This window comes from Duganella sp. 3397, assembly GCF_031456625.1.
Lineage (GTDB): Bacteria > Pseudomonadota > Gammaproteobacteria > Burkholderiales > Burkholderiaceae_D > Rugamonas > Rugamonas phyllosphaerae.
Window position 1 is genome coordinate 111,213 of record NZ_JAVDVB010000010.1, and the last position, 24,606, is coordinate 135,818.

Below are 24,606 nucleotides of genomic sequence, written 5' to 3' on the forward strand. Positions count from 1 at the left end.
CCGCGGCGGTCCTTGTTTTTTAGTGCCAGGTACGCATCAAGCCTACTGCCAGGCCTTCGAGCGCAAACTCGTCCGCCTCCGGATCGACCTTGATGATCTTGAACTCCGGGTTTTCCGGCAGCAGCTCCACCAGCGAGCCGGTCTTGCGGTAGCGCTTGACCGTCACTTCGTTGCCGATGCGCGCCACCACGATCTGGCCATTCTTGGCGCTGTCGATCTTTTTCACCGCCAGCAGGTCGCCGTCCATGATGCCGGCGTCGCGCATCGATTCGCCGCGCACCTTGAGCAGGTAGTCGGGCTTGGCCGAGAACATGGCCGGATCCACGCTGTAGCTCGCCTCCAGGTTTTCCTGCGCCAGGATGGGCGAACCGGCAGCCACGCGGCCGATCAGCGGCAGCGACATCATCAACGAAGGTGGAATCCTGGCGGCGGCCGGCTCCGCATGCACACCGAGCAGGCGGATGCCGCGCGACGTGCCGGCCGCGATTTCGATCGCGCCCTTGCGCGCCAGCGCCTGCAAGTGCTCTTCGGCGGCGTTGGCCGACTTGAAGCCCAGCTCGTTGGCGATCTCGGCGCGCGTGGGCGGGAAGCCGGTGTTTTCGATGGCGTCCTTGATCAGATTGAGAATTTGTTCCTGGCGTGCGGTGAGCTTGATCATGGGGTCAGTAGGCTGTGTATATAGACAGTCTGTATTTTTGTACAGTATGCGCGCCAATGCAAGAGAATTTCTTGCATCAGGCGAAATAATGTGAAAAAAGTTGTTACAGGCCCGTCTCAGAGCGGCTCCAGCACGACGCGCCGGGCAGTTTTGGCCAATGGCACCACGTAACTGCCGCGCTCAATTAACAATTCACCGGCCTTCAACTGCCTGGGACTTTCCACCCGCAGCCGCGCAGCGGGCGTTTGCACGCTTGCCGCCGCCAGCTCCAGTGTGATGGCGCCGCTGCGCGGATCGTAGGTGGCGCTGTCGATCTTGCCGGCTTCGAGCGTGATCCAGGCGCGCGCCGGCGCCACGAACAGGCGGGTGCGGGCGCTGTCGCGCGGCACGATGCGAATCAGGCCGTCGGCCTGCTCGTCGAGGTTGGCGCCAAACGCCAGCCAGCCGAAGGTCGGATCCTTGAGCACGTAACTGGCGCTGGCAATGGCGTGGCCGTAGAAGCCCATGCCGTAGTCGCCGCTGTAGGCATCCCAGCGCATCATGTCGGGCCAGGCGTGGAAGGCGGCCGAGCCGAAGCCGTCGCGGTCGATATTGGTGATGCCGCCCAGCAGGCCGCCGTAGGCCACGCGCAGCAAGTGCAAGTCGGCCGGATTGGCGCGGTAGGCGTCGAACAGCGGCACCGCGTTCAAGGTCGAGCCGTAGTGGTGCACCTGGCGCTCGATGCGCGCGGTCTTGCCGCCGTACAGGAAGTCCCAGTAGCGGCGGGCATTGCCGTTGTAGGCCCAGCTGGGCATGGCCGGATCGTAGCCGAGTATCACTTCGCGCGTAATGTCGGCTTGCCGCTGGTAGCCGAAATGGCGCATCCAGGCGTACACCTCGGCCTGGCCGGTGGAGTCCCACGCCATTTCGCTGCCGAACGGGAAGGCGAGGGTACGCCAGTGGTCGGCGCGTTGCTGCATCATGCGCCGCATGTCGGCCGCTTCGACCGTCATGCCCTCGTGTTGCAGGTCGGTCAGGATGTCGAGGAAGACGTCGCCTTCCATCAGGCCGAACCGCGTGTATTCGGGGGCGTCGCGCATCATCGCCACCGTGGTCTGGTAGGCGTGCTGCAGATACCAGCGCCAGTCGTGCGCCGTGACCAGGCCCACGTGATTGCGCGCCAGCCGGTACAGCACCCAGTGGCCGATGGCCACGTGCGGATAGTTGTAGGCGCGGCCCAGGTCGCCCGCGTCCTTTTTCGACCACGAGGTCCAGGTTTTCCAGTTGGTCGCGGCAGCGTAGTAGCCGGGGAAAGCAGCGGGGTCGTAGTAGAACAGGCTCTTGCGCACGGCGCCCGCTTGCGGGCCGTCGGCCACTTGCAGCTTGCCGACCACGGTTTCATTGACCAGGCGCTCGAGCTTGGCGACCTCGGCTGCATCGGGATTGTCGAGCTGCTTGGCCATGGCCGCCACCCAGCTGCCGGCGCCGCCTTCGTCGCTCATGCCCGAGATCCACACGCGCGGATCGTCGGTGACCACGCGGTTGACCTCGCGGTCGTAGGTGAGAATGGCAGGCGTGCGGCCGAACGGATCGTTCTTGTCATCGAACCACTGGCGCGTGGTGGTAAAGCGCCCGAGGTCGGCGACCACCTGGTCGAGCGGCTTGGTGACGAAATAGCTGACGGTTTGCACGCTGCCGTCGGCGTAGCTGATGCTGAGGCGCGCAGGGCCCCACGCGCGGCCCTGCACCGTGTAGCGGCGCCAGCCCTTGGCTTCCACAGTGCCAGCTGCTGCCGGTGTCACCACCAGCGCTGCGGCCGGCGCGCTAACGATGCCGGTCACGCGCAGCGGGCTGTTGAGAAACAGCGTGGCGTCGAGGTCGGTGGGCACGACGTAACCGGGGATGCCGACCGCCACTGGCCGCTTCTGCGCGATCAGGCTGGCCTCGATCGCGCAGATCGACGGCGCCAGGGTGAAGCGCACGCCGATGTCGCGCCGTTCGCCCGGCGCCAGCGTGATGCTGGTGGGCGTATTCCACTGTTCGCCGGCGTTTTTCCATTCCTGTTCGGCGTAGGCGCGGCTGGCGACGGTCCAGTCGTAGAAACCCTCGGCCGTTTGCGCGCGGGGCGTGCGGTCGGTGAGCGGACGCCATGCTTCGAGCGGCGTGTGGCCCTCAGGCATGACCAGCAGCGCCGGGCCCTTGCCGTTCAGGCGCGTTACCTGCAGGTAGCCGGCATCGCGGCCGATGTACGGATCGACGAAACTGGCGCTGGCGTGGGCTTGTTCCAGCGTGCGGTCGGTGATGATATTGTCGAACACCATCGGCATGCCGAGGCCGCCGATCTCGATCGCCGCAGCAGTCGGGTTGACCAGGGTAAAACGCAGCACCAGCACGCCGCCCTGGTCGCGCCAGCGCCGCTCGATGCGCAGCGGCAGGCCGGCGCCCATGGTGGCGGTGATGTCGGCAGCGGCCAGCGTGGCGCCGCCGGCGGGCAGGGCGCGGATCGGGCGGCGGGCGGCCGACGACGAGTAGTCCTGCCATGGCGCGTCGGCGCTCACGCGCAGGCGCAGGTTGAGGTCGCCGATATGGGCGTAGCCATCGAAACGGCGCTCGGCCGCGCGCGTGCCGGGCACGAAGTCGAAGGAAGGATCGCTGACCGGATCGAGGCGGGCCAGGGTCTGGGTGTCCTGGCGCAAGGCCAGCAGGAATTGACGGGTGTGGTACGTCTGGTCGGCGGCCTGGGCCGGCGCAACCAGTGAAAAGGTCAGTGCCAGCAGCAGTGAACGGAGGATCAGCAAGGGTGGCCTCATTGAAATATTTACCTATTTGAATGATAGTAGCATGCCATCGCGGGGCTGGATTTCCGCCAAAAAAGCTGCTATAGTCGCGGGCTTACCTCTTCCCACACCTGTCTTGACGCCAGGGTGGGCACTATTCACAAGTCCTTAAGGGAGTTTTCATGCGTCACTACGAAATCGTATTTATCGTCCACCCGGACCAGAGCGAGCAAGTGCCCGCGATGATCGAACGTTACAAAACCACTGTAACGACCCGCGGTGGTTCCGTGCACCGTGTTGAAGATTGGGGCCGTCGTCAGATGGCTTACTCGATCCAGAAACTGGCCAAAGCACACTACATCTGCCTGAACATCGAATGCGACAACGAGACCCTGGTCGAGCTGGAAACCGCATTCAAATTCAATGATGCCGTGCTGCGTCACCTGACCGTCAAGCAGAAGAAAGCTGAAACCGCTCCTTCGCCAATGATGAAGACGGTTCAACGTGAAGATGCAGCCAAGTCGCATCGCGCCGAAGCTCCAGCAGCTGCCCCTGCTCCTGCCGCAGCCTAATTGTTTCAAGGAACCGAGCTGAACCAGCTCCAGTTCACCGCACTCATTGCCGAACGTGACGCCCTGCGTTACACCCCGGCAGGCATGCCGATCGTTAATGCTGTACTCCAGCACCGGTCGCAGCAAATGGAGGCGGGGATTGCCCGGTTGAGCGAGTTTGAAATTTCTGCGGTTGCCGCAGGCGAGATTTCAGGCAAGTTCAACGCGGCGCCGCTGGGCGGTGTGTACCAGTTCACTGGTTTCCTGAACAAGAAGACGCGCAATAGCAAAAGCCTGGTGTTTCACATCATTGATTTTAGTGCTGTCACGGACAGCTCAATTTAAATACAGGAGCCTCACATGGCATTCGGTAAAAAGTTCGACAAAAACAAGCTCAAGCTTAAAGAAAAGCGCAAGCAACAAAATCCACTGTTCAAGCGCAAGAAGTTCTGCCGCTTCACCGCCGCTGGCGTTGAGCAAGTGGACTACAAAGACGTAGATACCCTGAAAGACTTCGTCCAGGAAAATGGCAAGATCATGCCAGCACGTCTGACCGGCACCAAGGCGCACTACCAGCGTCAAGTGGACACCGCCATCAAGCGTGCCCGTTATCTGGCCCTGCTGCCATACACCGATCTGCACCACGCTTAATTGCGTAGTTTAGACAAGCATCTGGAGAAGAACTATGCAAATCATTCTGTTGGAAAAAGTCGTTAACCTGGGCAACCTGGGTGAAGTCGTTAAAGTCAAAGACGGTTACGCACGTAACTTCCTGATCCCGCAAAAAATGGCTCGCCGCGCTACCGCTGCTGCCGTTGCGGAATTCGAAGTCAAGCGCGCCGAACTGGAAAAAGCTGCTGCCGCCAAACTGGCTGCTGCGCAAGCTCAAGGCGAGAAACTGAACGGCATGACCGTGACCGTTTCGCAAAAAGCTGGTGTTGACGGCCGTCTGTTCGGTTCGGTCACCAACTTCGACATCGCTGAAGCGCTGACCAAGGTTGGTTTCGCTGTCGAGAAATCGGCTGTGCGCCTGCCTACCGGTCCTCTGAAGACCACCGGCGAGTTCCCGGTGAGCGTTGCTCTGCACACCGACGTGATCGCTGAAGTGACCGTTGCTGTTGTAGGCGAAGCCGCCTAATACTTGATTGGGGGTATCCCCCATCAAGTACGCAATACCAAGAAAAAAGCCGGGTTCGCCCGGCTTTTTTTCGCCCCGTTTTTTTTATCGCAGTGCCTAAGCAGCTGAACTAAGCAGGTATAATTCGCGCCATGAACGCCCCCTCCGATCCGCAAGTCGATTCGCTCCGCGTCCCGCCGCATTCCATCGAAGCAGAACAGTCCGTCATTGGCGGCCTGTTGCGCGATAACGCCGCGTTCGACCGTATCGCCGACATGATGAACCCGGACGATTTCTACCGTTACGATCATCGCATCATCTTCGAACAGATCGTCAAGATGATCAACGCGTCCAAGCCGGCCGACGTGATCACCGTGTTCGAAACCCTCACCCAACTGGGCAAGGCCGACGACGTCGGCGGCCTGATGTACCTGAACGCGATGGCGCAAAACACGCCATCGGCAGCCAATATCCGCCGCTATGCCGAGATCGTGCGCGATCGTTCGATCCTGCGCCAGCTGATCACCGTGGCCGACGAAATTTCGGGCCAGGCTTTCAGCCCGCAAGGCAAGGAAGTCAAGCAGATGCTCGACGAGGCCGAGTCGAAGATTTTTGCCATTGCCGAGCAGGGCGCCCGTGGCGCCGCCGGCTGGCTGGCGGTGCAGCCGCTGCTGACCCAAGTGGTCGAGCGCATCGACGAACTGTATTCGCGCGACAATCAATCCGAGATTACCGGCGTGCCGACCGGCTTTATCGACCTCGATCGCATGACGTCGGGCCTGCAGGGCGGCGACCTGGTCATCGTGGCCGGCCGTCCGTCGATGGGTAAAACCGCGTTCTCGGTCAATATCGGCGAGAACGTGGCGATCGAAGCCGGCCTGCCGGTGGCGATCTTCTCGATGGAGATGGGCGGCGCCCAGCTGGCCATGCGTATGCTGGGCTCGGTCGGCCAGCTCGATCAGCACCGCCTGCGTACCGGCCGCCTGAACGACGAAGACTGGCCACGCCTGACCCACGCGATCCAGAAGATGAACGACGCCCAGTTGTTCATCGACGAAACCCCGGCCTTGAATCCGATCGAGATGCGCGCGCGCGCACGCCGCCTGGCGCGCCAGTGCGGCAAGCTCGGCCTGATCATCGTCGACTACCTGCAACTGATGCAGGGTTCCAAGCAGGGCGACAACCGTACCGCTGAAATTTCCGAGATTTCGCGTTCGCTCAAGGGCCTGGCCAAGGAACTCGGCTGCCCGGTGATTGCGCTGTCGCAGCTGAACCGCTCGCTGGAACAACGCCCCAACAAGCGTCCCATCATGTCCGACCTGCGCGAATCGGGCGCAATCGAGCAGGATGCGGACGTGATCATTTTCCTGTACCGCGACGAGGTGTACAACCCCGACTCGCCGGACAAGGGAACGGCTGAAATCATTATCGGTAAGCAGCGTAACGGCCCGATCGGCTCGGTACGGCTTACCTGGATCGGCCAATATACCAAGTTTGGCAATTACGTCGGTAACCTGGCGCTGTACCAAGGCGATTAAGCCCCATACAACCAGAACGACGCTTCTTTACGCCGCGCCCGTATTCCGGGCCGGCAACCTGTAGTAATGACGAATCATTGATCGGAGAAAGACATGTTTGGACGCTTGATGCCCACCGAGGGCAAATTTTTTGACCTGTTTAACCAACACGCCGACCTGTGCGTCAAAGGTGCAAAAGAAATGCTGGGCCTGATGTCCAACTTCGACGACCTGGAAAATCGCGTGCACGCGATCGAGAGCATCGAAAAGCAGGCCGACAAGATCACCTATCAAACCGTGGACCTGCTGCACAAGACCTTCATCACGCCGATCGACCGCGACGACATCCACAAGCTGATCACCCGCCAGGACGACATCCTCGACCTGCTGGAAGACGCGGCCCAGACCGTCTCGCTGTACGACCTGCACTCGGTTACCCCGGAAGCGCAGCGCCTGGCCGAACTGGTCCTGGCCTGCACCGAGAAGGTCCAGGCTGCGGTGGCCCTGCTGCACAACATGGACAACTCGCGCGAGATCGTCGCCATCTGCGAAGAAATTGACCGCCTGGAATCGGACGCCGACCACGTGATGCGCGCCGCCATGTCCAAGCTGTTCCGCGACGAACCCGACGTGCGCAACCTGATCAAGATGAAGGCCATCTACGAGATCCTGGAAACCGTGACCGACCGTTGCGAAGATGTGGCCAACATCATCGAAGGCATCATCGTCGAAAACGCGTAAGCTCAACAGAAAAAGAACAACAGATGAATTCCATCCAAATCAGCATCTGGGTGCTGGGTATTTTGATCGCCCTGGCACTGGTGTTTGACTTCATGAACGGCTTCCACGACGCCGCCAACGCGATCGCCACGGTGGTCTCCACCGGCGTGCTGAAACCGCAAACGGCAGTGGCCATGGCCGCCTTCTTCAACTTCATTGCCATCTTCGTGTTCCACCAGCTCACGGTGGCGGCCACGGTGGGCAAGGGCACCATCGACCCCAACGTGGTGGACCAGTACGTGATCTTCGGCGCGCTGGTCGGCGCCATCGTCTGGAACGTGGTGACCTGGTACTACGGCATTCCATCGTCGTCGTCGCACGCACTGATCGGTGGCCTGGTGGGCGCAGCGGTGGCCAAGAGCGGCACCGGCGCCCTGATTTCCGCTGGACTGATCAAGATCGTCGTGTTCATCGTGCTGGCGCCCCTGATGGGCTTTATCTTCGGCTCGATCATGATGTTGCTGGTGTCGTGGATTTTCGTGCGGTCCACGCCGCGCCGGGTCGATAAATGGTTCCGTCGCCTGCAACTGGTGTCGGCTGCTTCGTACAGCCTGGGCCACGGCGGCAATGATGCGCAAAAAACCATCGGCATCATCTGGATGCTCTTGATCGCCGCCGGTTATTCGCAGGCTGGCGACGCCGAGCCGCCGCTGTGGGTGATCATTTCGTGCTATACCGCGATCTCGTTCGGCACGCTGTTCGGCGGCTGGCGCATCGTCAAGACCATGGGCCAGAAAATCACCAAGCTCAAACCGGTGGGCGGCTTCTGCGCCGAAACCGGCGGCGCCATCACGCTGTTCGTGGCGACCGCACTCGGTGTGCCGGTCTCGACCACCCACACCATCACCGGCGCCATCGTCGGCGTGGGCGCCTCGCAGAAGATGTCTGCGGTGCGCTGGGGCGTGGCCGGTAACATCGTCTGGGCCTGGATCTTCACCATTCCGGCGTCGGCGTTCGTTGCGGCGATTGCCTGGTGGGCCGGACGTCACATTCTGTAAGATTACAAAGGGAGCTGAGGCTCCCTTTTTCATCATGTTAAAAATTGAATACAAGCAGTTGATGGACCTGGCGCTGGCATCCCAGGATATCAGCGGCGCCTGCACCTGCAACCAGGTGCCGCTGGCAGCCTGGCAGGCGCTGCCGATGACTTTGGAGCTCGACCACTTCGACGAAGTGGGCACGCTGGTGGACGACCCGTACGACGAGCCCACTTTTGCCGAATATCACCCCAACGGCACCCGCTACGACAGCCCGGACGCCCCGATCGCCCCGCGCTACTACCCTTGTAACATCAGCCAGGTAGCCCGCTGTCGCGATTGCGGACGGCACTACCTGCGCTACAACGAGGCCGGTGGGTATTTCACCGAGTTGCGGATCCGGGCGTTGCAGCCGGGTTTGCTGGTGGATGCGGCGTTGTAGCAGTAGAATTTTTTAAGGCAACGGCTCATCGAGCCAATTTTCGATCTGAATCCCTGGGTAGGCAGCGAAATCACGAACGTTGTTGGTCACCAAGATGATTTGCAACGACAGCGCGTGTGCGGCGATCAGTTTGTGGAGCTGATCCCTTTTGCGTTCTTGGGTCGCGTGGCGTATCGGGCCATAAGCGGCTGCAGCGCGTGCATCAAACGGCGCGACCGGAATTGACTTGATCAGATTGTTCAGATGTCTGCGCTGGCCCACGCGGTCGCTGCTGACCAGGACCCCAAATTCCAGTTCGGCGAATGTGATGGCGGAAATCATCACGTCGCCGACACTACACTGTGCAAACCGGCGCGCCACCGCCGGCGGTTGGTTCTTCATCAGGTAGATGCAGATATTGGTGTCCAGCATGTACCGGGACATCAAAGTTTCTCACGATCTTCCTGTTCTTGCGAACCGCGCCCTTCGGCAAGAAAATCGGGAGAAAAGCGGGCAAACTTGCGCAACACGTTGGCCAGCGATTTTTTTGGGGCTGGCCGAATGCGCAGTTCTTCGCCGATCTTTTCGATTTCCAAGTCGAGTTCGGTATTTTTAAAAGCAAGCTCAGCAGGTATTTTTACCGCCTGAGAGTTGCCTGCTTTGAATGCCTTGGTGCTATGCATTTGTGCCTCCCTGTTTATGCCGACTATCACGCTGCCGACCATGATTTGACACGGCCGGCAGCGATAAGTTCAACAGAACACACCACATTCACACTACAAACAACTTGTCATACGCCGCCAGCAAGCTCTGGTGCAGCGGGCTGCCTTCGAAGTTGGGGCCGAGCAACTCGAGGCCGAAGAAGCGTTCCGAGCCGTCGAGCAGCGCTTCGGCCAGCGCCAGCGTTTGTTCGCCATAGAACAAGGTCAGCGACTGGCGATAATTCTCCGGTTCGGCGAGCTTGAGGATGGTTTCGATGCAGCGGTACACCAGCAGGCGCGGCGCTGGCAGGTCGCGGTAGTGGCGGATCCAGTCGCAGCCTTCCAGCACCGCTTCCTCGTCGCCCACCACCAGCGCCAGCAGCGTCTTCAGCTCGCCAATGCGCAGCTGCTTCCATGGCGTGCCCGCTGGCACTGCCAGTCCCAGGATTTCCCAGACCGGCCGCTCGTCGTTGAGGTTGGACGTTTGCAGTTCGGCCAGCAACGACGTGCATTCCTGCACCGACAGGTCGTGCAGGCGCGCCAGCAGCGGGCGCAGCGCATTGCCGCCGCTGTTGTTCTCCCATTCGAGGTCGTCGAGCGGATAGATTTCCGAGAAGCCCGGCACCACGATGCGGCAGCTGTACACGCCTTGCTCGTCGAAGTCGGCCACGTAAATATCCTTGCCTTCGGCGTGCAGCGCATCGACCAGCCACTGGTAGTCGGCGGCGGTGGTGGTGCTGAAGTTCCAGTCGACGAACGGATAGTCGGAGGTGTCGCTGAAAAAGTCCCAGCTGATTACCCCGCTCGAATCGACGAAATGGATTTCCAGGTTGGCCACCGCGGTAATTTCGGTCATGTCGAAGCCGGGCGCGGGCAGGCCGGCCAGCGCCTCGAGCGGACGCCCCTGCAGCAGTTCGGTCAGCGCGCGCTCCAGCGCGATCTCCATGCGCGGATGGGCGCCGTAGGACGACAGTACGCCCTGGTCGGCGGGGTTGACCAGGGTGATGTTCATGACCGGGTATTTGCCACCGAGCGAAGCGTCCTTGACCAGCACACCGAAGCCGGCCGCGCGCAAGGCATCGATACCGGCGCGCAGGCGAGGTTGGCGCGCAATCACGTCGTCGGGCACGTCGGGCAGGCACAGGCCTTCGGCGATGATGCGGGACTGGATGGCGCGCTCGAAAATTTCGGCCAGCGCCTGGGCGCGCGCTTCGTTGAGGGTATTACCGGACGCCATGCCGTTGCTGACGTACAGGTTGCCGATGATGTTGACCGGGATATAAGTTGTAGCGTTGTCGCGCAGGCGCGTGTAGGGCAGGGCGCAGATCCCGCGCGCATCGTTGCCCGAGTTGAGGTCGATCAGCGCACTGGCCGGGATCTCGCCTTGCGGGTTGTACAGCGCGTGCAGTTCGGGGTTGAGCAGGTCCACCGGCCAGTTGCCGTCGGCGCCCGCAGCGAACCATTTTTCGCGCGGATGGTGCACCACCGGCGCCTTGGCGCGGGCTGCGCCCAGGTGGTAGTGCGCCCAGAAATAATGCGTGCCCAGGCGCTCGGCGAATTCGCCCCAGGCGCTGGCGCGCGCGGCCAGCCCGGTGGCGCCCTTGCCATTGGCGTACAGGAGTGGGCAATCGCGGTCCTGCAGGCGCAGCGACCACACGCCATCGACCGGGTGCAGCAAGGCCGATTCTTCAAGCGCGAAACCGCGTGCGGCCAACCTGGCTTGCAAGCAGGCGATGGTGGTTTCGAGGGCAAGGTCTTTACCCGGGATGAAGGTTTCTGAAAACGTTGCGGTATTCATCGTAGGCTCTCGGTATGGGGAATGGCCCAGCATACCCCAAGCCGTGCACGGCCTGTCGCCCGGGTCGGGTACAATTGCTGCACCGCGCCATCGCCCTTGGCAGCGCTTGTCGCCGCTACTAGCGCATCATTATGCTGGGCTTAAGTGTGGGATGGGTCCTACGTAATAATACGCCGTTCGCTGCTTACCGATGCTTGCCTGGCCGGGCACAATACGGCCTGGATTCAAACAGCAAAGCAAAGCGGAATATGAAAATCATCGATCAGCGTTACATGGACAGCGATAACCGCTACTCCACTCAGCCATGCCTTCTCAGCATTCTCGAAGTAGACGACACGCTGGCCAGCCCGGTCGCCATGGCGTCGCTCGATCAGCGCTTGCTGGCGCTGCTGCCGGGCGTACGCAACCAGGCTGCCATGGTCGGTCTGCGTGCAGAAGGCGTGCCGCAAATCGTGCGCGTGGTGCAGCAGGTCGCGATGGAATTGCGCCGCCTGGCCCTTAATGAAGTGTCGGTCGGATTCGTCGGCGTGGTGCCGCGTACCCGTGGCCGCTACCGCCTGGTGCTGCCTTATGGCGCCACGGCCCGTGCGGCTGCCGCGCCGGCGCTGCGTATCGCCACCCAGATGGTGTCGGCGCTGCGTGCCGGCAAGTCGTTCAACCTGCAAGCTGCCGTGGCGCGCCTGCGCGCACTGGCCGACCGCCGGTCGCTGCCGCGTTCGCAGCGTGCGGGGTTTGCTGTCGCTGCCTGAGATTAAACCCCGCACTGCCACGGCTGGGGTCCCACCCCGAACTCCGGGGGCGGGTTTAGTCCAGCACTACCTGCAAGCCCTCGTAAGCCAGCTGCACCGTCAAATCGCCCAGGCGCCCAGCGTGGCGCGCCATTACCTGCGCAAACACTGTTTCCAGTTCATCGTCGGTGCGCGTTGGCTCGTGGTGGGTGCAATACAGCGCCTTGGCGCCAACCCGTAGCGCTAATTCCACCGCCTCATCGAACGTCCCGTGCCCCCAGCCCTGCTTGGCAGGGTACTCTTCCCGCGTGTAAGAACAATCGACGATCAGCGCGTCGACGCCCGCGAGCAGGTCGTCGATGGCTTGCGACCGCGCGCGCACCTGCCGTTCGGCTGCAGCATATTCCGGATGGTCTGCCCGATGCGGGTTGTAGAACGGTTCGTGGTCGCCGGTAAAAAATACCGACTTGCCGTTGCAGTCGATGCGGTAACCGAGGTTGATCACCGGGTGGTTCATGACCACGTTCGAGACCTGGGCGTCGCCCACCATGATCGGCTCGCCAGCGACGAGCGACTGGTATTCTATGGTGGCGCTCATCTGGGTTTCGCTGACCGGAAAATAGCTGTTTTGCAGTTGCACATCCATCACGTGTTCGATGCCGTGGCCAGTGTCGGGATCGGTGACGCCGTGCAGGCGCACGCGGCTGCCGCGCACGAACAGCGGCGTGAAGAACGGCAGGCCGTGGATGTGGTCCCAGTGGCTGTGGGTGATGAAGATGTTGGCGTGGATGTCACCGCGTTTGTTGTCCAGCAGTGACTGCGCCAGCGGAAACAGTCCGGTGCCGGCGTCGATGATGAGCAGGGTGTCGTTGTCGGTGCGAACTTCGATGCAGGTGGTGTTGCCGCCGTAGCGCGCCGTGCGCGGGCCCGGTGAGGGGATGGAACCACGTACCCCCCAGAATGTGAATTTCATGCGCTTCCCTGGTGTTGTGCTGTTTTTAAGTCTGTTTTCCCGCCGATCATATCTTTATTTCCGCAAGGCAGGGTTGAAACGCAACAACTTGTGTTCAAATTGTGTATCCAGGAAATTTGTCGTGTACACAAACTTGCACTGAGGATAGACTTTCACTATGCAAGAATTATCCCCTTCTCAAATCGCCCAGCGCCTCGACCTGTTGACCGAGCTGAGCGTTACGCTTGGCAAATCGCACGATACCGACACCCTGCTCGAATACATACTTCAGCTGGCCAAGCGCATGACCAATGCCGACGGCGGCACGCTGTACCGTCCCAGCGACGACCGCCGTGCGCTCGACTTTCACATCCTGATCAACGATACGCTGGGCATCCACCAGGGCGGCCCTGGTGGCGAGCCCATCCGCGCACCGGCGATCCCGCTGTTCGATGCCGCCGGCGCGCCCAACCTGTCCGCCGTGGCCGCATATGCTGCGCACTCGGGCGAGTCGGTCAACGTGGCCGATGTGTACCAGCCGCAGGCCGAAGGATTCAATTTTTCCGGCATGCTCAATTTCGACCGCCAGCGCCAATACCATTCGAAGTCGATCCTGACGGTGCCGATGCGCGACCACGAAGGCGAGCTGACCGGCGTGCTGCAACTGGTGAACGCGCGCGCGCCGCAGACCGATGCCGAGATCGACGCCAATGAGGGCGCCACCATCATCGCCTTCAACCAGACCGACCAGCGCTTCATCGAGGCGCTGGCGGCGCAAGCGTCGGTGGCGCTCACCCACCAGCGCCTGATCGCCCAGCTCGAGGAATTGCTCGAGTCGCTGGTCAACCTGATCAACATCGGCATCGATGAAAAGTCGCCGTACACGGGCCGCCACTGCCAGTTCGTGCCGGAGCTGACCATGCGCCTGGCCGAAGCGGTGCACGCCACCGTAACCGGCCCGCTGGCCGACTTCCGCATGACCGACGCCGACCGCAAGGAACTGTGGATGGCCGGGCTGCTGCACGACTGTGGCAAGATCACCACGCCGGTCCACGTGGTGGACAAGGCCACCAAGCTGGAAACCATTTTCGATCGCATTGCGCTGGTCGATACGCGCTATGAAGTGCTCGAGCGCGACGCCACAATCGCTGCGCTGGAGCAGAAGCTGGCGCTGGCCACCAGCAACACTGCCACGCCGGCGGCGCTGGCCGATATCGACCAGGCGCTGGCGGCGCAGCAGCAAACCCTGCGCGCCGAACGCGCTTTCCTGCGCGCGGCCAACGTTGGCGGCGAGGGCATGGCTGCGGCCGATCAGCAGCGCGTGCGCGACATCGGCGCGCGCATCTGGACCGACATGGACGGCGCCCAGCGCCAGTTCCTCGACGCCGACGAAGTGCTCAACCTGTCGATCCAGTACGGCACGCTGACCGCCGACGAGCGCAAGATCATCAATAACCACATCTCGGTCACGGTGCGCATGCTTGAAGCGCTGCCGTGGCCGCGCCACCTGCGCAACGTGCCCGAATACGCGGGCGGCCACCACGAGCGCATGGACGGCAAGGGCTATCCGCGCGGCCTCACCGGCGACCAGATGTCGGTGCAGGCGCGCCTGATGGCGATCGCCGACATCTTCGAGGCGCTGACCGCGTGCGACCGCCCGTATAAAAAAGGCAAGATGCTGTCGGAGTCGATCGACATCCTCGGCAAGTTCGCCCTGAACGGCCACATCGACCCGCAGCTGTTCGATATTTTCATCCGCAGCAAGGTCTACCTGGAGTTTGCGCAGCAGCACGTGGATCCGCGCCAGATCGACGCCGTCGACGAGTCGCGCATTCCCGGCTACGCGCCCTGATGCGCTGGCGCTGGCGTTCCAGCTGGTCGCGGATGCTGCTGGGCGTGCTGCTCACGCTGCTGGCAGCGTGCGCCAGCATCGGCCTGTTCGGCGCTGACACCATCGGCCGGCTCGACGCCATGCTGGGCGACATGCGCATGCGCGTGGAGGCGCCGCAGCTCGACCGGCGCATCGTGATCGTCGATATCGATGAAAAAAGCCTGAACCAGATCGGCCGCTTTCCCTGGGGCCGCGATGTCCAGGCGCGCCTGGTCACGCAATTGACCGGCCACTACGGCGTGGCGGCGGTCGGCTTCGACATCTCGTTCCCGGAGCCTGACCACACTTCCGGCTACGGCGTGCTCGAGAGTCTGGCCAAGGGCGAACTGGCCGGTGTGCCGGGCCTGCGCAGTCAGCTCGAACGCCTGAAACCGCAAATGGATTACGACGCCCTGTTTGCCGAAGCCATGCGCGGCCAGCCGGTGGTGCTCGGCTACAGCGTGTCGGACCGGCAAAAGAAGGGCGTGTTGCCCAAGCCGGCGTTCACGGTGGCCGACCTGGGCGGACGTACCGTGACGGCATTTACCGCGTCCGGCTACGAGGCCAACCTGGCCCGCTTGCAACAGGCGGCCCAGGGCGCCGGCATCTTCACGGCGCTGACCGACAGCGACGGCGTGCTGCGTTCGTCGACCCTGCTGCAGCGTATCGGCGACGGCTATTATCCGTCGCTGTCGCTGGCCACCGCCAGCGTGTACCTGAAGGCGCGCGCGATTGCACCGATGTTCAGCGCGGCGGCCGGCGACATGTCCGAGGCCGAGCGCGAGCATGGTGGCCTGGACCGCATCGCCATGTTCACGCCGCGCGGACAACGGTCGATCCCGGTCGGCGAAGCCTTGACCACCACCATCGAGTTTCGCGGCAAGGGCGGCCCCGACGGCGGCGCCTTCCGCTACGTGTCGGCGGCCGACGTGTTGATGGGGGCGGTGCCGGCCGACGTGCTGCGCGGCGCCATCGTGCTGGTGGGTACCACCGCCGCCGGCCTCAACGATATCCGCGCCACGCCCGTCAACGCCGAGTTTCCCGGTGTGGAAGTGCACGCCAACCTGATCAAGTCCATCCTCGACGGCCACTTCAAGTCGCGTCCCGATTACGCCCTGGCGATCGAATTCGGCCAGGTGGTGCTGGTGGGCCTGCTGCTGGGCGGCGCCCTGGCGCTGGCGCCACCGGCCCTGGCGGTGCTGCTGGCCGTGGGCGCGCTGGCTGGCGCGCTGGGCCTGAACTGGTGGTTGTATCACAGCGCCGACGCGGTGCTCGACAGCGCCGTGGTGCTGCTCTTGATCGCCGCGCTGTTCGTCGCCAACCTGGCCTGGGGCTACTTTTTCGAAGTGCGCAGGGGCCGGGCGCTGGTCTCGCGCTTTGGCGAGTACGTGGCGCCGGAACTGGTGGCGCAGATGGCCGACAATCCCGGCCATTACAACATGGACGGCGAAAGCCGCGAACTGACCGTGCTGTTTGCCGACGTGCGCGGCTTTACCGCCATTTCGGAGCAGATGACGCCGCAGGAGCTGCGCGAATACATCAACCTGTACCTGACCGCCATGTCCGAGGATATCCGCGACAGCCATGGCGGCACGCTGGACAAGTACATCGGCGACGCCGTGATGGCATTCTGGGGCGCGCCGGTGGCGTTTGCCGACCACGCGGTGCGGGCCGTGTCCAGCGCCTTGCTGATGCAGCAAAGCGCGGCGCGCCTGAACCAGCAATTCCAGGCGCGCGGCTGGCCGCCGTTGCAGATCGGCATCGGTCTGAACAGCGGCTTGATGCACGTGGGCGACATGGGTTCGCGGATCCGCCGCGCCTATACCGTGATGGGCGACGCCGTCAACCTGGGCGCACGCCTGGAAGGCATTACCAAGGTGTATGGCGTAGGCATTGCCGTCAGCGAATTTACGCGGGCGCAGGCGCCGCAGTTCGCGTACCGCGAACTGGACCGCGTGCGGGTCAAGGGCAAGACCGAACCGGTGGCCATTTTCGAGCCGCGCGGGGTGCTGGCCGACGCCGATCCCGCCGAACTGGCGCTGCTCGCCAGCTGGGCCCGCGTGCTGGAACTGTTGCGTGCGCAAGACTGGGATGGCGCCGAGGCAATCTTGCTGGAATTGCCAGAGGATGGGCTGCGGCGGCTGTACATCGCGCGCCTGCGCCAATATCGCGACACGCCGCCAGGCGCGGACTGGGATGGCGTGACGAACTTCGAGACAAAATAACTTCGGCAATGTAGAAATTTCTGACTAGAAACGATAATCGGTCTAAAATTTGTCTTCAATCAATTGATGTCCGGCTGCAACTCGCTGGACATGTCACCACAAGAACTCTCACACATGAACGATCGTCTGGTGCGCCTGCTTGCAGGTTCCGCGCTGTTGCTGTGCGCGTCCTCCGCAAATGCACTTTCCCAGGAAACCGACACCGTCGCCGCGGCGCCGGTGTCGCCCCGCTTCGATATCGCCCGTTACGAGGTCAGCGGCGACACCCTGCTCGGTGAGCCATTGGTGCAAGCACTGGTGGCGCCGTTTGCCGGCCGGCAGCGTGATTTTGGCGCCATCCAGCAGGCGGTCGAGGCGCTGGAAAACGCCTACCGCGAGCGCGGTTACACGCTGGTGATGGTCGCCCTGCCGGAGCAGGAGCTCGACCGGGGCGCGGTGCGCCTGACCGTGGTGCAGACGCAGATCGGCAAGGTGGCCATTGCCGGCAACCACTACGTGGACGACGCCAATGTGCGCCGCGCGCTGCCGGGCCTGGTCGAAGGGCAGACGCCGAACATGCCGGCCCTGAGCCAGAGCCTGGTGCTGGCCAACGAGAATCCGGCCCGCAAGCTGGAAGTCAAGCTGGCCGGCGGCGAGGCCGAGGGTGTGGTCAACGCCGACGTCACGGTGGTGGACGACAACCCCTGGAAAGCCACTCTCAACCTCGACAATACCGGCAGCGACAGCTCCGGCAAGACCCACGTCGGCGTGGTGCTCCAGCATGCCAACCTGTGGGGCCGCGACCATGTCGCCAGCGTGCAGTACACCACGTCGCTCGAGCATGGCAGCCAGATCGGCGTGTACGGTGCGGGCTACCACGTGCCGCTGTACGCGCTGGGCGACTCGCTGGACTTTTTTGCCAGTTACTCGAACGTCGATTCCGGCACGGTGTCGGCCGGCATCGTCGACCTGGCCGTGAGCGGACGCGGCACCACCGCCGGTGCGCGCTACAACCAGAACATCGGCAAGCGCGACAACTACGAGCCCAAGCTGGTCTACGGCCTCGACTTCAAGGCCTACCGCAACAGCCTGCAGTTCTTCGGCACCGAGCTGGGCACGGATGTGACGGTGCGTCCTATCAGCATCGCCTACATCGGCACCTGGCGCCTGGAAAGCGGCGAGGCCAGCGTGGGCGTCACGCTGGCGCGCAATATCCCTGGCGGCAAGAATGGTAGCCAGCAAGACTTCACCCTGGCGCGCGTGGGCGCCAAGGCCGGCTATACCGCCTTGCGCGTCAGCGGCAGCGTCAGCCAGGCCCTGGGCGAGGGGAGCGACTGGCAGTGGCGCGCGCTGTTCAACGGCCAGTACACGCCCGACGCCCTGGTGCCGGGCGAGCAGTTCGGCGTGGGCGGCGGTGCTTCGGTGCGCGGTTTTCTCGAACGCGAGGTGAGCAATGACAGCGGCGCCAACCTGAACCTGGAACTGTACACGCCCAACTGGTGCGGCAACGGCGGCTACCAGTGCCGCGCGCTGGCCTTTTACGATACCGGCTGGGTGCGCCGCAACCACGCGTTGCCCGGCGAAGTCGCCAGCATGGCGATCGGCTCGGCCGGCCTTGGCCTGCGCATGATGCTGAGCCGCTACGCCAATGTGCAGCTCGATTATGCCCACGTCGTCAACCCCGGCGAAACCGGGCGCCGCGACGCCAGCCGCCTGCATTTCAGAGTTGCGCTCAGCTACTAGGTTGACTACCAGGATAAAACATCATGACCCAACACACACCATCGCGCGCCGCGCCCGCCAATCGCACTGTCGAACCACCGCTGCGCCGCACTGCGCTGGCGCTGATGGTCGCCGGCTGTTTCAACGCCGCCCATGCCAACCCGGTCGCGCCGCAAGTGGTCAACGGCCAGGCCACGTTCAACCAGCAGGGCAACCTGTTTACGATCACCAATACGCCCAATACCATCATCAACTGGCAAAGTTTTTCCGTCAACGCGGGCGAGATCACCCGGTTTGTCCAGCAAAACGCCGGCAGCAGCGTGTTGAACCGCATCACTGGCCAGGACCCCAGCCAGATCCTCGGCTCGCTGCAGTCGAACGGTAAGGTGTTGCTGATCAATCCGAACGGCGTGCTGTTCGGCCGCGATGCGCGGGTCGATGTGGCGGGGCTGGTGGCGTCCAGCCTGGCGCTGTCGAACCAGGACTTCCTGGCCGGCAAAATGAACTTCAAGGCCGGCGACACGGCCGGCGCTGTCATCAACCAGGGCGCCATCAACGCCGGCAGCGGCGGGCAGATTCTGTTGATCGCACCGAACGTGGAAAACAGCGGCATCATCACCGCGCCCAACGGCGACGTGATGCTCGCAGCCGGCCATACGGTGCAACTGGCCGACGCCGCCAATCCCGACCTGCGGGTGGTGCTGTCGGCGCCCGCCGACCAGGCCATCAACATCGGCCAGGTGGTGGCGCAGGGCGGACGCATCGGCATGGCCGGCGCACTGCTGAACCAGCGCGGCGTGCTCAGCGCCAACAGCGCAGTGGTGGGTGAAAACGGCAAGATCGTGCTCAAGGCCAGCGGCAAGACGCTGCTGGAAAGCGGCAGCGTCACCAGCGCCACCGCCATCGGTGCGGCGGGCAAGGGCGGCGAGATTACCGTGCTCGGCGACCAGGTGGGCATGCTAGGCAACGCCAGGGTGGACGCCAGCGGCGCCACTGGCGGCGGCACGGTGCTGCTGGGCGGCGACTACCAGGGTAAAAATCCGGCAATCGTCAATGCGCGCCAGGTGGCAGTTGGCAAGGACGCCACCATCGTTGCCGACGCCATGGAAAGCGGTGACGGCGGCAAGGTGATCGTATGGGGCAACGAAACGGCGCGCGTGTTCGGCAATATTTCGGCGCGCGGCGGCGCGGCGTCGGGTAACGGCGGCCTGGTGGAAACCTCGGGCCATTACCTGGCGGTTGACGGCATCCGCGTCGACACAAGCTCGCGCCGGGGCAAGGGCGGCAACTGGCTGCTCGATCCCTTCGATATTACCGTGGTGCAGGGCGCCAGCGGCGAGTTGGGCAGCGTTGACCAGTTTGACGAGGCGCCATTGTTCGGCACCGCCATCATCGGTGCGACGACGATTTCCAATGCCAGCAGCAATGTGACATTGCAGGCCACGCACCGTATCAATTTCAACGCCGCCATCGACATGGTCAATGCCGGCATCGGCATCACCGCCACTGCCGGCGAGGCGATCAATGTCAACGCGCCCATTACCACCCAGGGCGGCGCGGTAATCCTGTCGGCCAACGACGCGACCGGCGGCTTTGCGTATGGCGCCAGCGGCAACATCAACCTGACCGGAGCGATCGATACCGCCGGCGGCGATGTCACACTAGCGGGCGCAAACATCATCGGCATGGGCGCGGTCGTTGTAGGCAACGGCAACCTGAGCTTGAAGAGCAACCTGGCTGGCGGCTCCATCCTGTTGAGCGGCAGCGGCGACCAGTTGACCGGCAGCGGCAGCGCGGGGCAAGCCGTGCTCTTGCAAGGCGATATTATCAACTTTAGCGGCGGCCTCAATTTCGGCGGCGCCGCCGGTTTGGCCACGCTGACCATCAAGCCGCTGGTCCCTGGCCTTGAGATCGATCTCGGCAGCAAGCCGTTAGGCGTGCTGGGCCTGACGGCCGATGAACTCAACAATGTTGCCGTCCATACCGTCAATATCGGCGACGCCGGTTCCGGCAATATCACCATCAGCGCACCGCTCAACCTGGCCCACCAGCAGCAGACGGACGGCATCAAGAACCTGAACCTGGAAACCGGCGGCTCCTTTACCTCCGCCAACAAGCTGACCATGCGCCAGGCCGACAGCGCGCTGCAGGTAACGGCCGGCGTCGGTATCACGGTCGCCAATGGCGGCGGCCTGGCGGCCGGCGCCACCGTCAGCCTGGTGGCTGACAACATGAGCCTGGGCGGCGCGGCGCAATCGATCAGCGCCGGAACCGGGACCGGCACCGTCAACTTGCAGCGCCTCAGCAACGGCGGCAGTATCGAGATCGGCAGCGCCGGCGAGGACAGTACCGTCAGCCTGGGGTTGACCGACACCGAACTGAAAACCGTCAGTGCTCCGACGCTCACGATCGGGCGCCAGGACTACGCCGGCGCGCTGAACCTGCAGGGCGCGCTGGACCTCGGTACCTCGAGTAACCTGGATGTGCTGGAACTGCGCACCGGTGGCGAGATCAACCTCAATGGCGCCCTGGCCGTTCCCAAGAACCTGACGATAGCGGCGTTCAATGGCGCACAGAACTCTGCCATCAATGCCAGTGGCATCGTCAGGGTGGGCGGCGCCTTCGTGCTCGAAGGCGGTAATTGGGTGCAGAACAATGCCAGCTTGCCGGCGTTTTCGGCCAACAGCTTCAGGATAGACCGCGGCAGCTTCTTGCGCGTCAAGGGTGGCAATGGCGACCTGGCGACGCCGTACCAGATCGCCGACGTGTATGGCCTGCAAGGCATTGATACGCAGAGCTACACCAAAAATTACAGCCTGGTGGCCAATATCGACGCCAGCGGCACGGCCAACTGGAACCTGGACCAAACCCGCAGCGGTTTCGCGCCCCTGTTCAGTGGCGACGCGTTTACCTATGGCGGCATCTTCGATGGCGGTAATCACAGCATCAGCGGCTTGACCATCAACGGTGGCGCCAACCCGCCATATTTTGGCAGCGGCCTGTTTTCACAAATGCAGGGCGGTACCATCCGCAACCTGGCGCTGGTGGGCGGCAGCGTGAGCGGCGGTAACAACGTCGGCGCGGTAGTGGGTAACAACGATGGTGGCATGCTCAGCAATGTGAGCAGCAGCATGGCCGTTACCGGCATCGACACGGTTGGCGGCCTGGTGGGCGTCAATAGCGGTACCATCAGCACGGCGACAGCCACTGGCAACGTCACGGCGCTGACCAAGGACTTTACGGGCGGTTCGTCCGTGGGCGGCCTGGTCGGCAGCAACAACAGCGGTGGCAAGATCACCGCGGCGCGTGCTACCGGCGTCGTCGATGCCCGTGGCACCCAGGTGGGCGGCCTGGCCGGCAATAATGAAGGTGACATCTCGCAAGCGTATGCCACCGGCGCGGTGGGCGGCGCAGCCGATGTCGGCGGACTGGTCGGGCGCAACGCAGGCACCATCACCGACGCGTATGCCACCGGCTCGGTTGGCCTGGCCAATTCCCCCGTGGACGGTTACTCAAGCAACCTTGGCGGCGTGATCGGCCTGAGCCAGGCGGGCAGCAGTGCCAGCAACCTGTATTTTTCCGGCACCGTCTCTGGCGCCGGCTTTGCCTCCGGTACCGTGGGCGCCGTGGTCGGCAGCGCCGAGCCGGGCGCTCGCGTGGGGTCCGCCTTCTTCGCCTATCAAACTGCGGGTACCGATCGTGATCAAGGCGGTGCCACCGGCCTGACGACGCAGGCGATGCAGACGCAAGGCAGCTTCGGCGGCTTCAATTTTGGGGATAACGCGGTCTGGCGCATTTACGAAGGCCACACCACGCCACTGTTGAAGGCATTCCTGACGCCCTTGCAGGTCAGCGCCAGCGGCGCCGCCAGCAAGGTCTATGATGGCACGGTGGCCAGCGTCGGTACCCTCGGCTATGTGGGCTTGCTCAATGGAGATACTGCCCCCAGCGGTACCGCCAGCTACGGCAATGCCGTCAATGTCGGTAGCTATGCACTGGGCGGCCTGTGGTCGACCCAGTACGATATCAGCTATGCGGGCGCATCCACCATGACCATCACGCCGCGTGCCCTCAGCGTTATTTTAAGCGGCAGCAAGGTGTATGACGGCCAGCTCGGCTTTGCCGGTTCAACTTTAAGCCTGGGCAATACCATCAGCGGCGACACCGTGGGTGTGACCGGCACCGCGCAATTTGTCGACAAGAACGCTGGCACCGGCAAGGCGGTCAATATCAGCGGCCTGGCCTTGACCGGCAACGGTCTGGGCAACTACAGCCTGGCAGACACCGCCAGCGGCACCGCCGACATCAGCCGCGCCACGCTGGCCCTGGGCAGCGTCAGCGCAGCCAATAAAACCTACGACGGCAGCACCAGCGCCAGTTTCGGCGGCAGCCTGACCGGCGTGATCGGCGCCGACCAGGTGCAGTTGTCGGGCGTCTTGGCCAGTTTCACCGACAAGAACGTGGGTGTGGCCAAGGACGTGAACTACAGCGTGACGGGCAGCAATCTGAGCGGCAACGATGCGGCCAACTATGTACTGACTGCTGCCGCAGGCAAGACCAGCGCGGCCATCACGGCGCGCACGCTCAATCTCGGTTTTACTGGCGTCAGTAAAACCTACGACGGCAGCGCTGCGGCGATGGTGACGATGACCGATGACCGCATCGCCAACGACGTGCTGATGGCAACGGCTGTTGCTTCGTTTGCCGACAAGAATGTGGGCGTCAACAAGTCCGTGACGGTGCAAAACGCCAGCCTGTCCGGCACCGATGCCGGTAACTACGTGCTGGCCTCGACTACCGGCGCCACCAGCGCCACCATTGCGCAGCGCGCGCTGGCGCTGGGCTTCGCGGCAGCGGGCAAGACCTATGACGGCACCACCGCCGCCGCAGTCGCTGTAACTGATGACCGGGTTGCCGGTGACTTGCTGACCGCAACGGCTACCGGCGCCTTTGCCGACAAGAACGCCGGCATCAACAAGTCCGTGACGGTGCAAAACGCCAGCATCTCTGGCGCCGATGCCGCCAACTACGTGCTGTCCTCGACCGCCGGCGCCACCAGCGCCACCATTGCGCAGCGCGCGCTGGCGCTGGGCTTCGCGGCTGCCGGCAAGACCTATGACGGCACCACCGCCGCCGCAGTCGCTGTAACTGATGACCGGGTTGCCGGTGACGTGCTGACCGCAACGGCTACCGGCGCCTTTGCCGACAAGAATGCGGGCGTCAACAAGACCGTGACGGTACAGAACGCCAGCCTGTCCGGCACCGATGCCGGCAACTACGTGCTGTCCTCGACCACCGGCGGCACCAGCGCCACCATCGCGCAACGCGCGCTGGCGCTCGGCTTCACGGCAAACGGCAAGACCTATGACGGCACCACTGCCGCCACGGTCGGCGTGACTGACAACCGTGTTGCCGGAGACGTGCTAACGGCAACCGCTACCGGCTCCTTTGCTGACAAGAACGCAGGCATCAACAAATCCGTGACGGTGCAAAACGCCAGCATCTCTGGCGCCGACGCCGCCAACTACGTGCTGTCCTCGACCACCGGCGCCACCAGCGCCACCATCGCGCAACGCGCGCTGGCGCTGGGCTTCACGGCAAACGGCAAGACTTATGACGGCACCACTGCCGCCACGGTCGGCGTGACTGACAACCGTGTTGCCGGAGACGTGCTAACGGCAACCGCTACCGGCGCCTTTGCCGACAAGAACGCCGGCATCAACAAGACCGTGACGGTGCAAAACGCCAGCCTGTCCGGCACCGACGCCGCCAACTATGTACTGTCCTCGACCACTGGCGCCACCAGCGCCACCATCGCGCAGCGCGCGCTGGCGCTGGGCTTCACGGCAAACGG

General features: G+C 63.3%; 19 protein-coding genes. 13 read left to right on the forward strand and 6 right to left on the reverse strand.

What is annotated here, in order from left to right:
• Positions 1 to 19: 19 nt before the first annotated feature.
• Both lexA and J2X54_RS24355 read right to left on the reverse strand, forming a co-directional pair.
• Positions 20 to 658: a transcriptional repressor LexA gene (gene lexA / locus J2X54_RS24350; RefSeq protein ID WP_070247827.1), complete on the reverse strand. Its 639-nt coding sequence runs from the start codon at positions 656 to 658 to the stop codon at positions 20 to 22.
• 116 nt (positions 659 to 774) lie between these two features.
• Complete coding sequence (locus tag J2X54_RS24355) at positions 775 to 3,435, reverse strand: DUF5695 domain-containing protein (protein WP_310184375.1); 2,661 nt, start codon at positions 3,433 to 3,435, stop codon at positions 775 to 777.
• Positions 3,436 to 3,596: 161 nt separating this feature from the next.
• Here J2X54_RS24355 and rpsF point away from each other — a divergent pair, with 161 nt between their 5' ends.
• The 8 genes from rpsF (at position 3,597) to J2X54_RS24395 (ending at position 8,798) form a co-directional block, all read left to right on the forward strand.
• Entirely contained in the window at positions 3,597 to 3,986 is a 390-nt protein-coding gene (gene rpsF / locus J2X54_RS24360; RefSeq protein ID WP_070247823.1) for a 30S ribosomal protein S6, read from the forward strand.
• Positions 3,987 to 4,004: 18 nt separating this feature from the next.
• Positions 4,005 to 4,310 (forward strand): primosomal replication protein N, encoded by a 306-nt coding sequence (gene priB, locus J2X54_RS24365; RefSeq protein ID WP_070247852.1) that lies wholly within the window; start codon positions 4,005 to 4,007, stop codon positions 4,308 to 4,310.
• Positions 4,311 to 4,325: 15 nt separating this feature from the next.
• The gene (gene rpsR, locus J2X54_RS24370) at positions 4,326 to 4,616 is read left to right on the forward strand and encodes a 30S ribosomal protein S18 (RefSeq protein WP_019922639.1); all 291 of its coding nucleotides are present in this window, start codon (positions 4,326 to 4,328) and stop codon (positions 4,614 to 4,616) included.
• Between the two features lie 34 nt (positions 4,617 to 4,650).
• The gene (rplI, locus tag J2X54_RS24375) at positions 4,651 to 5,103 is read left to right on the forward strand and encodes a 50S ribosomal protein L9 (protein WP_019922638.1); all 453 of its coding nucleotides are present in this window, start codon (positions 4,651 to 4,653) and stop codon (positions 5,101 to 5,103) included.
• A gap of 131 nt (positions 5,104 to 5,234) precedes the next feature.
• On the forward strand, positions 5,235 to 6,620 hold the full coding sequence (locus J2X54_RS24380; protein WP_019922637.1) for a replicative DNA helicase: 1,386 nt from the start codon (positions 5,235 to 5,237) through the stop codon (positions 6,618 to 6,620).
• A 93-nt stretch (positions 6,621 to 6,713) separates the two neighbouring features.
• Positions 6,714 to 7,340, forward strand: coding sequence for a DUF47 domain-containing protein (locus J2X54_RS24385; RefSeq protein WP_019922636.1), 627 nt, complete (start codon positions 6,714 to 6,716; stop codon positions 7,338 to 7,340).
• A gap of 23 nt (positions 7,341 to 7,363) precedes the next feature.
• On the forward strand, positions 7,364 to 8,377 hold the full coding sequence (locus J2X54_RS24390) for an inorganic phosphate transporter (RefSeq protein WP_070247821.1): 1,014 nt from the start codon (positions 7,364 to 7,366) through the stop codon (positions 8,375 to 8,377).
• Between the two features lie 34 nt (positions 8,378 to 8,411).
• Entirely contained in the window at positions 8,412 to 8,798 is a 387-nt protein-coding gene (locus tag J2X54_RS24395) for a hypothetical protein (RefSeq protein ID WP_310184376.1), read from the forward strand.
• Between the two features lie 12 nt (positions 8,799 to 8,810).
• On the opposite strand, the gene J2X54_RS24400 is transcribed toward J2X54_RS24395, so the two are convergent.
• The 3 genes from J2X54_RS24400 to ycaO form a co-directional block, all read right to left on the reverse strand.
• Positions 8,811 to 9,221 carry a type II toxin-antitoxin system VapC family toxin gene (locus J2X54_RS24400; RefSeq protein ID WP_310184377.1) on the reverse strand — a complete coding sequence of 137 codons (411 nt, stop codon included), beginning with the start codon at positions 9,219 to 9,221 and terminating at the stop codon, positions 8,811 to 8,813.
• Entirely contained in the window at positions 9,221 to 9,460 is a 240-nt protein-coding gene (locus tag J2X54_RS24405) for a type II toxin-antitoxin system VapB family antitoxin (RefSeq protein WP_310184378.1), read from the reverse strand. The genes J2X54_RS24400 and J2X54_RS24405 overlap by 1 nt, the downstream gene beginning before the upstream one ends.
• Before the next feature lie 88 nt (positions 9,461 to 9,548).
• Entirely contained in the window at positions 9,549 to 11,276 is a 1,728-nt protein-coding gene (gene ycaO / locus J2X54_RS24410) for a 30S ribosomal protein S12 methylthiotransferase accessory factor YcaO (protein ID WP_310184379.1), read from the reverse strand.
• 248 nt (positions 11,277 to 11,524) lie between these two features.
• On the opposite strand from ycaO, the gene J2X54_RS24415 reads away from it, so the two are divergent.
• Positions 11,525 to 12,025: a hypothetical protein gene (locus J2X54_RS24415; protein ID WP_310184380.1), complete on the forward strand. Its 501-nt coding sequence runs from the start codon at positions 11,525 to 11,527 to the stop codon at positions 12,023 to 12,025.
• Positions 12,026 to 12,080: 55 nt separating this feature from the next.
• Here J2X54_RS24415 and J2X54_RS24420 read toward each other — a convergent pair whose 3' ends face one another.
• Positions 12,081 to 12,977, reverse strand: a complete 897-nt coding sequence (locus J2X54_RS24420; protein ID WP_310184381.1) for an MBL fold metallo-hydrolase — start codon at positions 12,975 to 12,977, stop codon at positions 12,081 to 12,083.
• Between the two features lie 157 nt (positions 12,978 to 13,134).
• Between J2X54_RS24420 and J2X54_RS24425 the strand changes: the two genes are divergently transcribed.
• The 4 genes from J2X54_RS24425 to J2X54_RS24440 form a co-directional block, all read left to right on the forward strand.
• Positions 13,135 to 14,808: an HD domain-containing phosphohydrolase gene (locus tag J2X54_RS24425; RefSeq protein WP_310184382.1), complete on the forward strand. Its 1,674-nt coding sequence runs from the start codon at positions 13,135 to 13,137 to the stop codon at positions 14,806 to 14,808.
• Positions 14,808 to 17,051 carry an adenylate/guanylate cyclase domain-containing protein gene (locus tag J2X54_RS24430; protein WP_310184383.1) on the forward strand — a complete coding sequence of 748 codons (2,244 nt, stop codon included), beginning with the start codon at positions 14,808 to 14,810 and terminating at the stop codon, positions 17,049 to 17,051. Before J2X54_RS24425 ends, J2X54_RS24430 begins: the two co-directional genes overlap by 1 nt.
• Positions 17,052 to 17,165: 114 nt before the next feature.
• Positions 17,166 to 18,773 (forward strand): ShlB/FhaC/HecB family hemolysin secretion/activation protein, encoded by a 1,608-nt coding sequence (locus J2X54_RS24435; RefSeq protein WP_310184384.1) that lies wholly within the window; start codon positions 17,166 to 17,168, stop codon positions 18,771 to 18,773.
• A gap of 23 nt (positions 18,774 to 18,796) precedes the next feature.
• On the forward strand, positions 18,797 to 24,606 hold a 5,810-nt coding region (locus tag J2X54_RS24440; RefSeq protein ID WP_310184385.1), incomplete at its 3' end, for a YDG domain-containing protein.

What these genes read in the sequence shown, in the direction of transcription:
- J2X54_RS24425 (WP_310184382.1), top strand. Translation starts at nt 13,135, where the DNA reads ATGCAAGAATTATCCCCTTCTCAAATCGCCCAGCGCCTCGACCTGTTG.
- ycaO (WP_310184379.1), bottom strand. Translation starts at nt 11,276, where the DNA reads ATGAATACCGCAACGTTTTCAGAAACCTTCATCCCGGGTAAAGACCTT.
- J2X54_RS24420 (WP_310184381.1), bottom strand. Translation starts at nt 12,977, where the DNA reads ATGAAATTCACATTCTGGGGGGTACGTGGTTCCATCCCCTCACCGGGC.
- rpsR (WP_019922639.1), top strand. Translation starts at nt 4,326, where the DNA reads ATGGCATTCGGTAAAAAGTTCGACAAAAACAAGCTCAAGCTTAAAGAA.
- J2X54_RS24415 (WP_310184380.1), top strand. Translation starts at nt 11,525, where the DNA reads ATGAAAATCATCGATCAGCGTTACATGGACAGCGATAACCGCTACTCC.
- J2X54_RS24395 (WP_310184376.1), top strand. Translation starts at nt 8,412, where the DNA reads ATGTTAAAAATTGAATACAAGCAGTTGATGGACCTGGCGCTGGCATCC.
- rplI (WP_019922638.1), top strand. Translation starts at nt 4,651, where the DNA reads ATGCAAATCATTCTGTTGGAAAAAGTCGTTAACCTGGGCAACCTGGGT.
- J2X54_RS24430 (WP_310184383.1), top strand. Translation starts at nt 14,808, where the DNA reads ATGCGCTGGCGCTGGCGTTCCAGCTGGTCGCGGATGCTGCTGGGCGTG.
- lexA (WP_070247827.1), bottom strand. Translation starts at nt 658, where the DNA reads ATGATCAAGCTCACCGCACGCCAGGAACAAATTCTCAATCTGATCAAG.
- J2X54_RS24380 (WP_019922637.1), top strand. Translation starts at nt 5,235, where the DNA reads ATGAACGCCCCCTCCGATCCGCAAGTCGATTCGCTCCGCGTCCCGCCG.
- rpsF (WP_070247823.1), top strand. Translation starts at nt 3,597, where the DNA reads ATGCGTCACTACGAAATCGTATTTATCGTCCACCCGGACCAGAGCGAG.
- J2X54_RS24400 (WP_310184377.1), bottom strand. Translation starts at nt 9,221, where the DNA reads ATGTCCCGGTACATGCTGGACACCAATATCTGCATCTACCTGATGAAG.
- J2X54_RS24390 (WP_070247821.1), top strand. Translation starts at nt 7,364, where the DNA reads ATGAATTCCATCCAAATCAGCATCTGGGTGCTGGGTATTTTGATCGCC.
- J2X54_RS24385 (WP_019922636.1), top strand. Translation starts at nt 6,714, where the DNA reads ATGTTTGGACGCTTGATGCCCACCGAGGGCAAATTTTTTGACCTGTTT.
- J2X54_RS24405 (WP_310184378.1), bottom strand. Translation starts at nt 9,460, where the DNA reads ATGCATAGCACCAAGGCATTCAAAGCAGGCAACTCTCAGGCGGTAAAA.
- J2X54_RS24435 (WP_310184384.1), top strand. Translation starts at nt 17,166, where the DNA reads ATGAACGATCGTCTGGTGCGCCTGCTTGCAGGTTCCGCGCTGTTGCTG.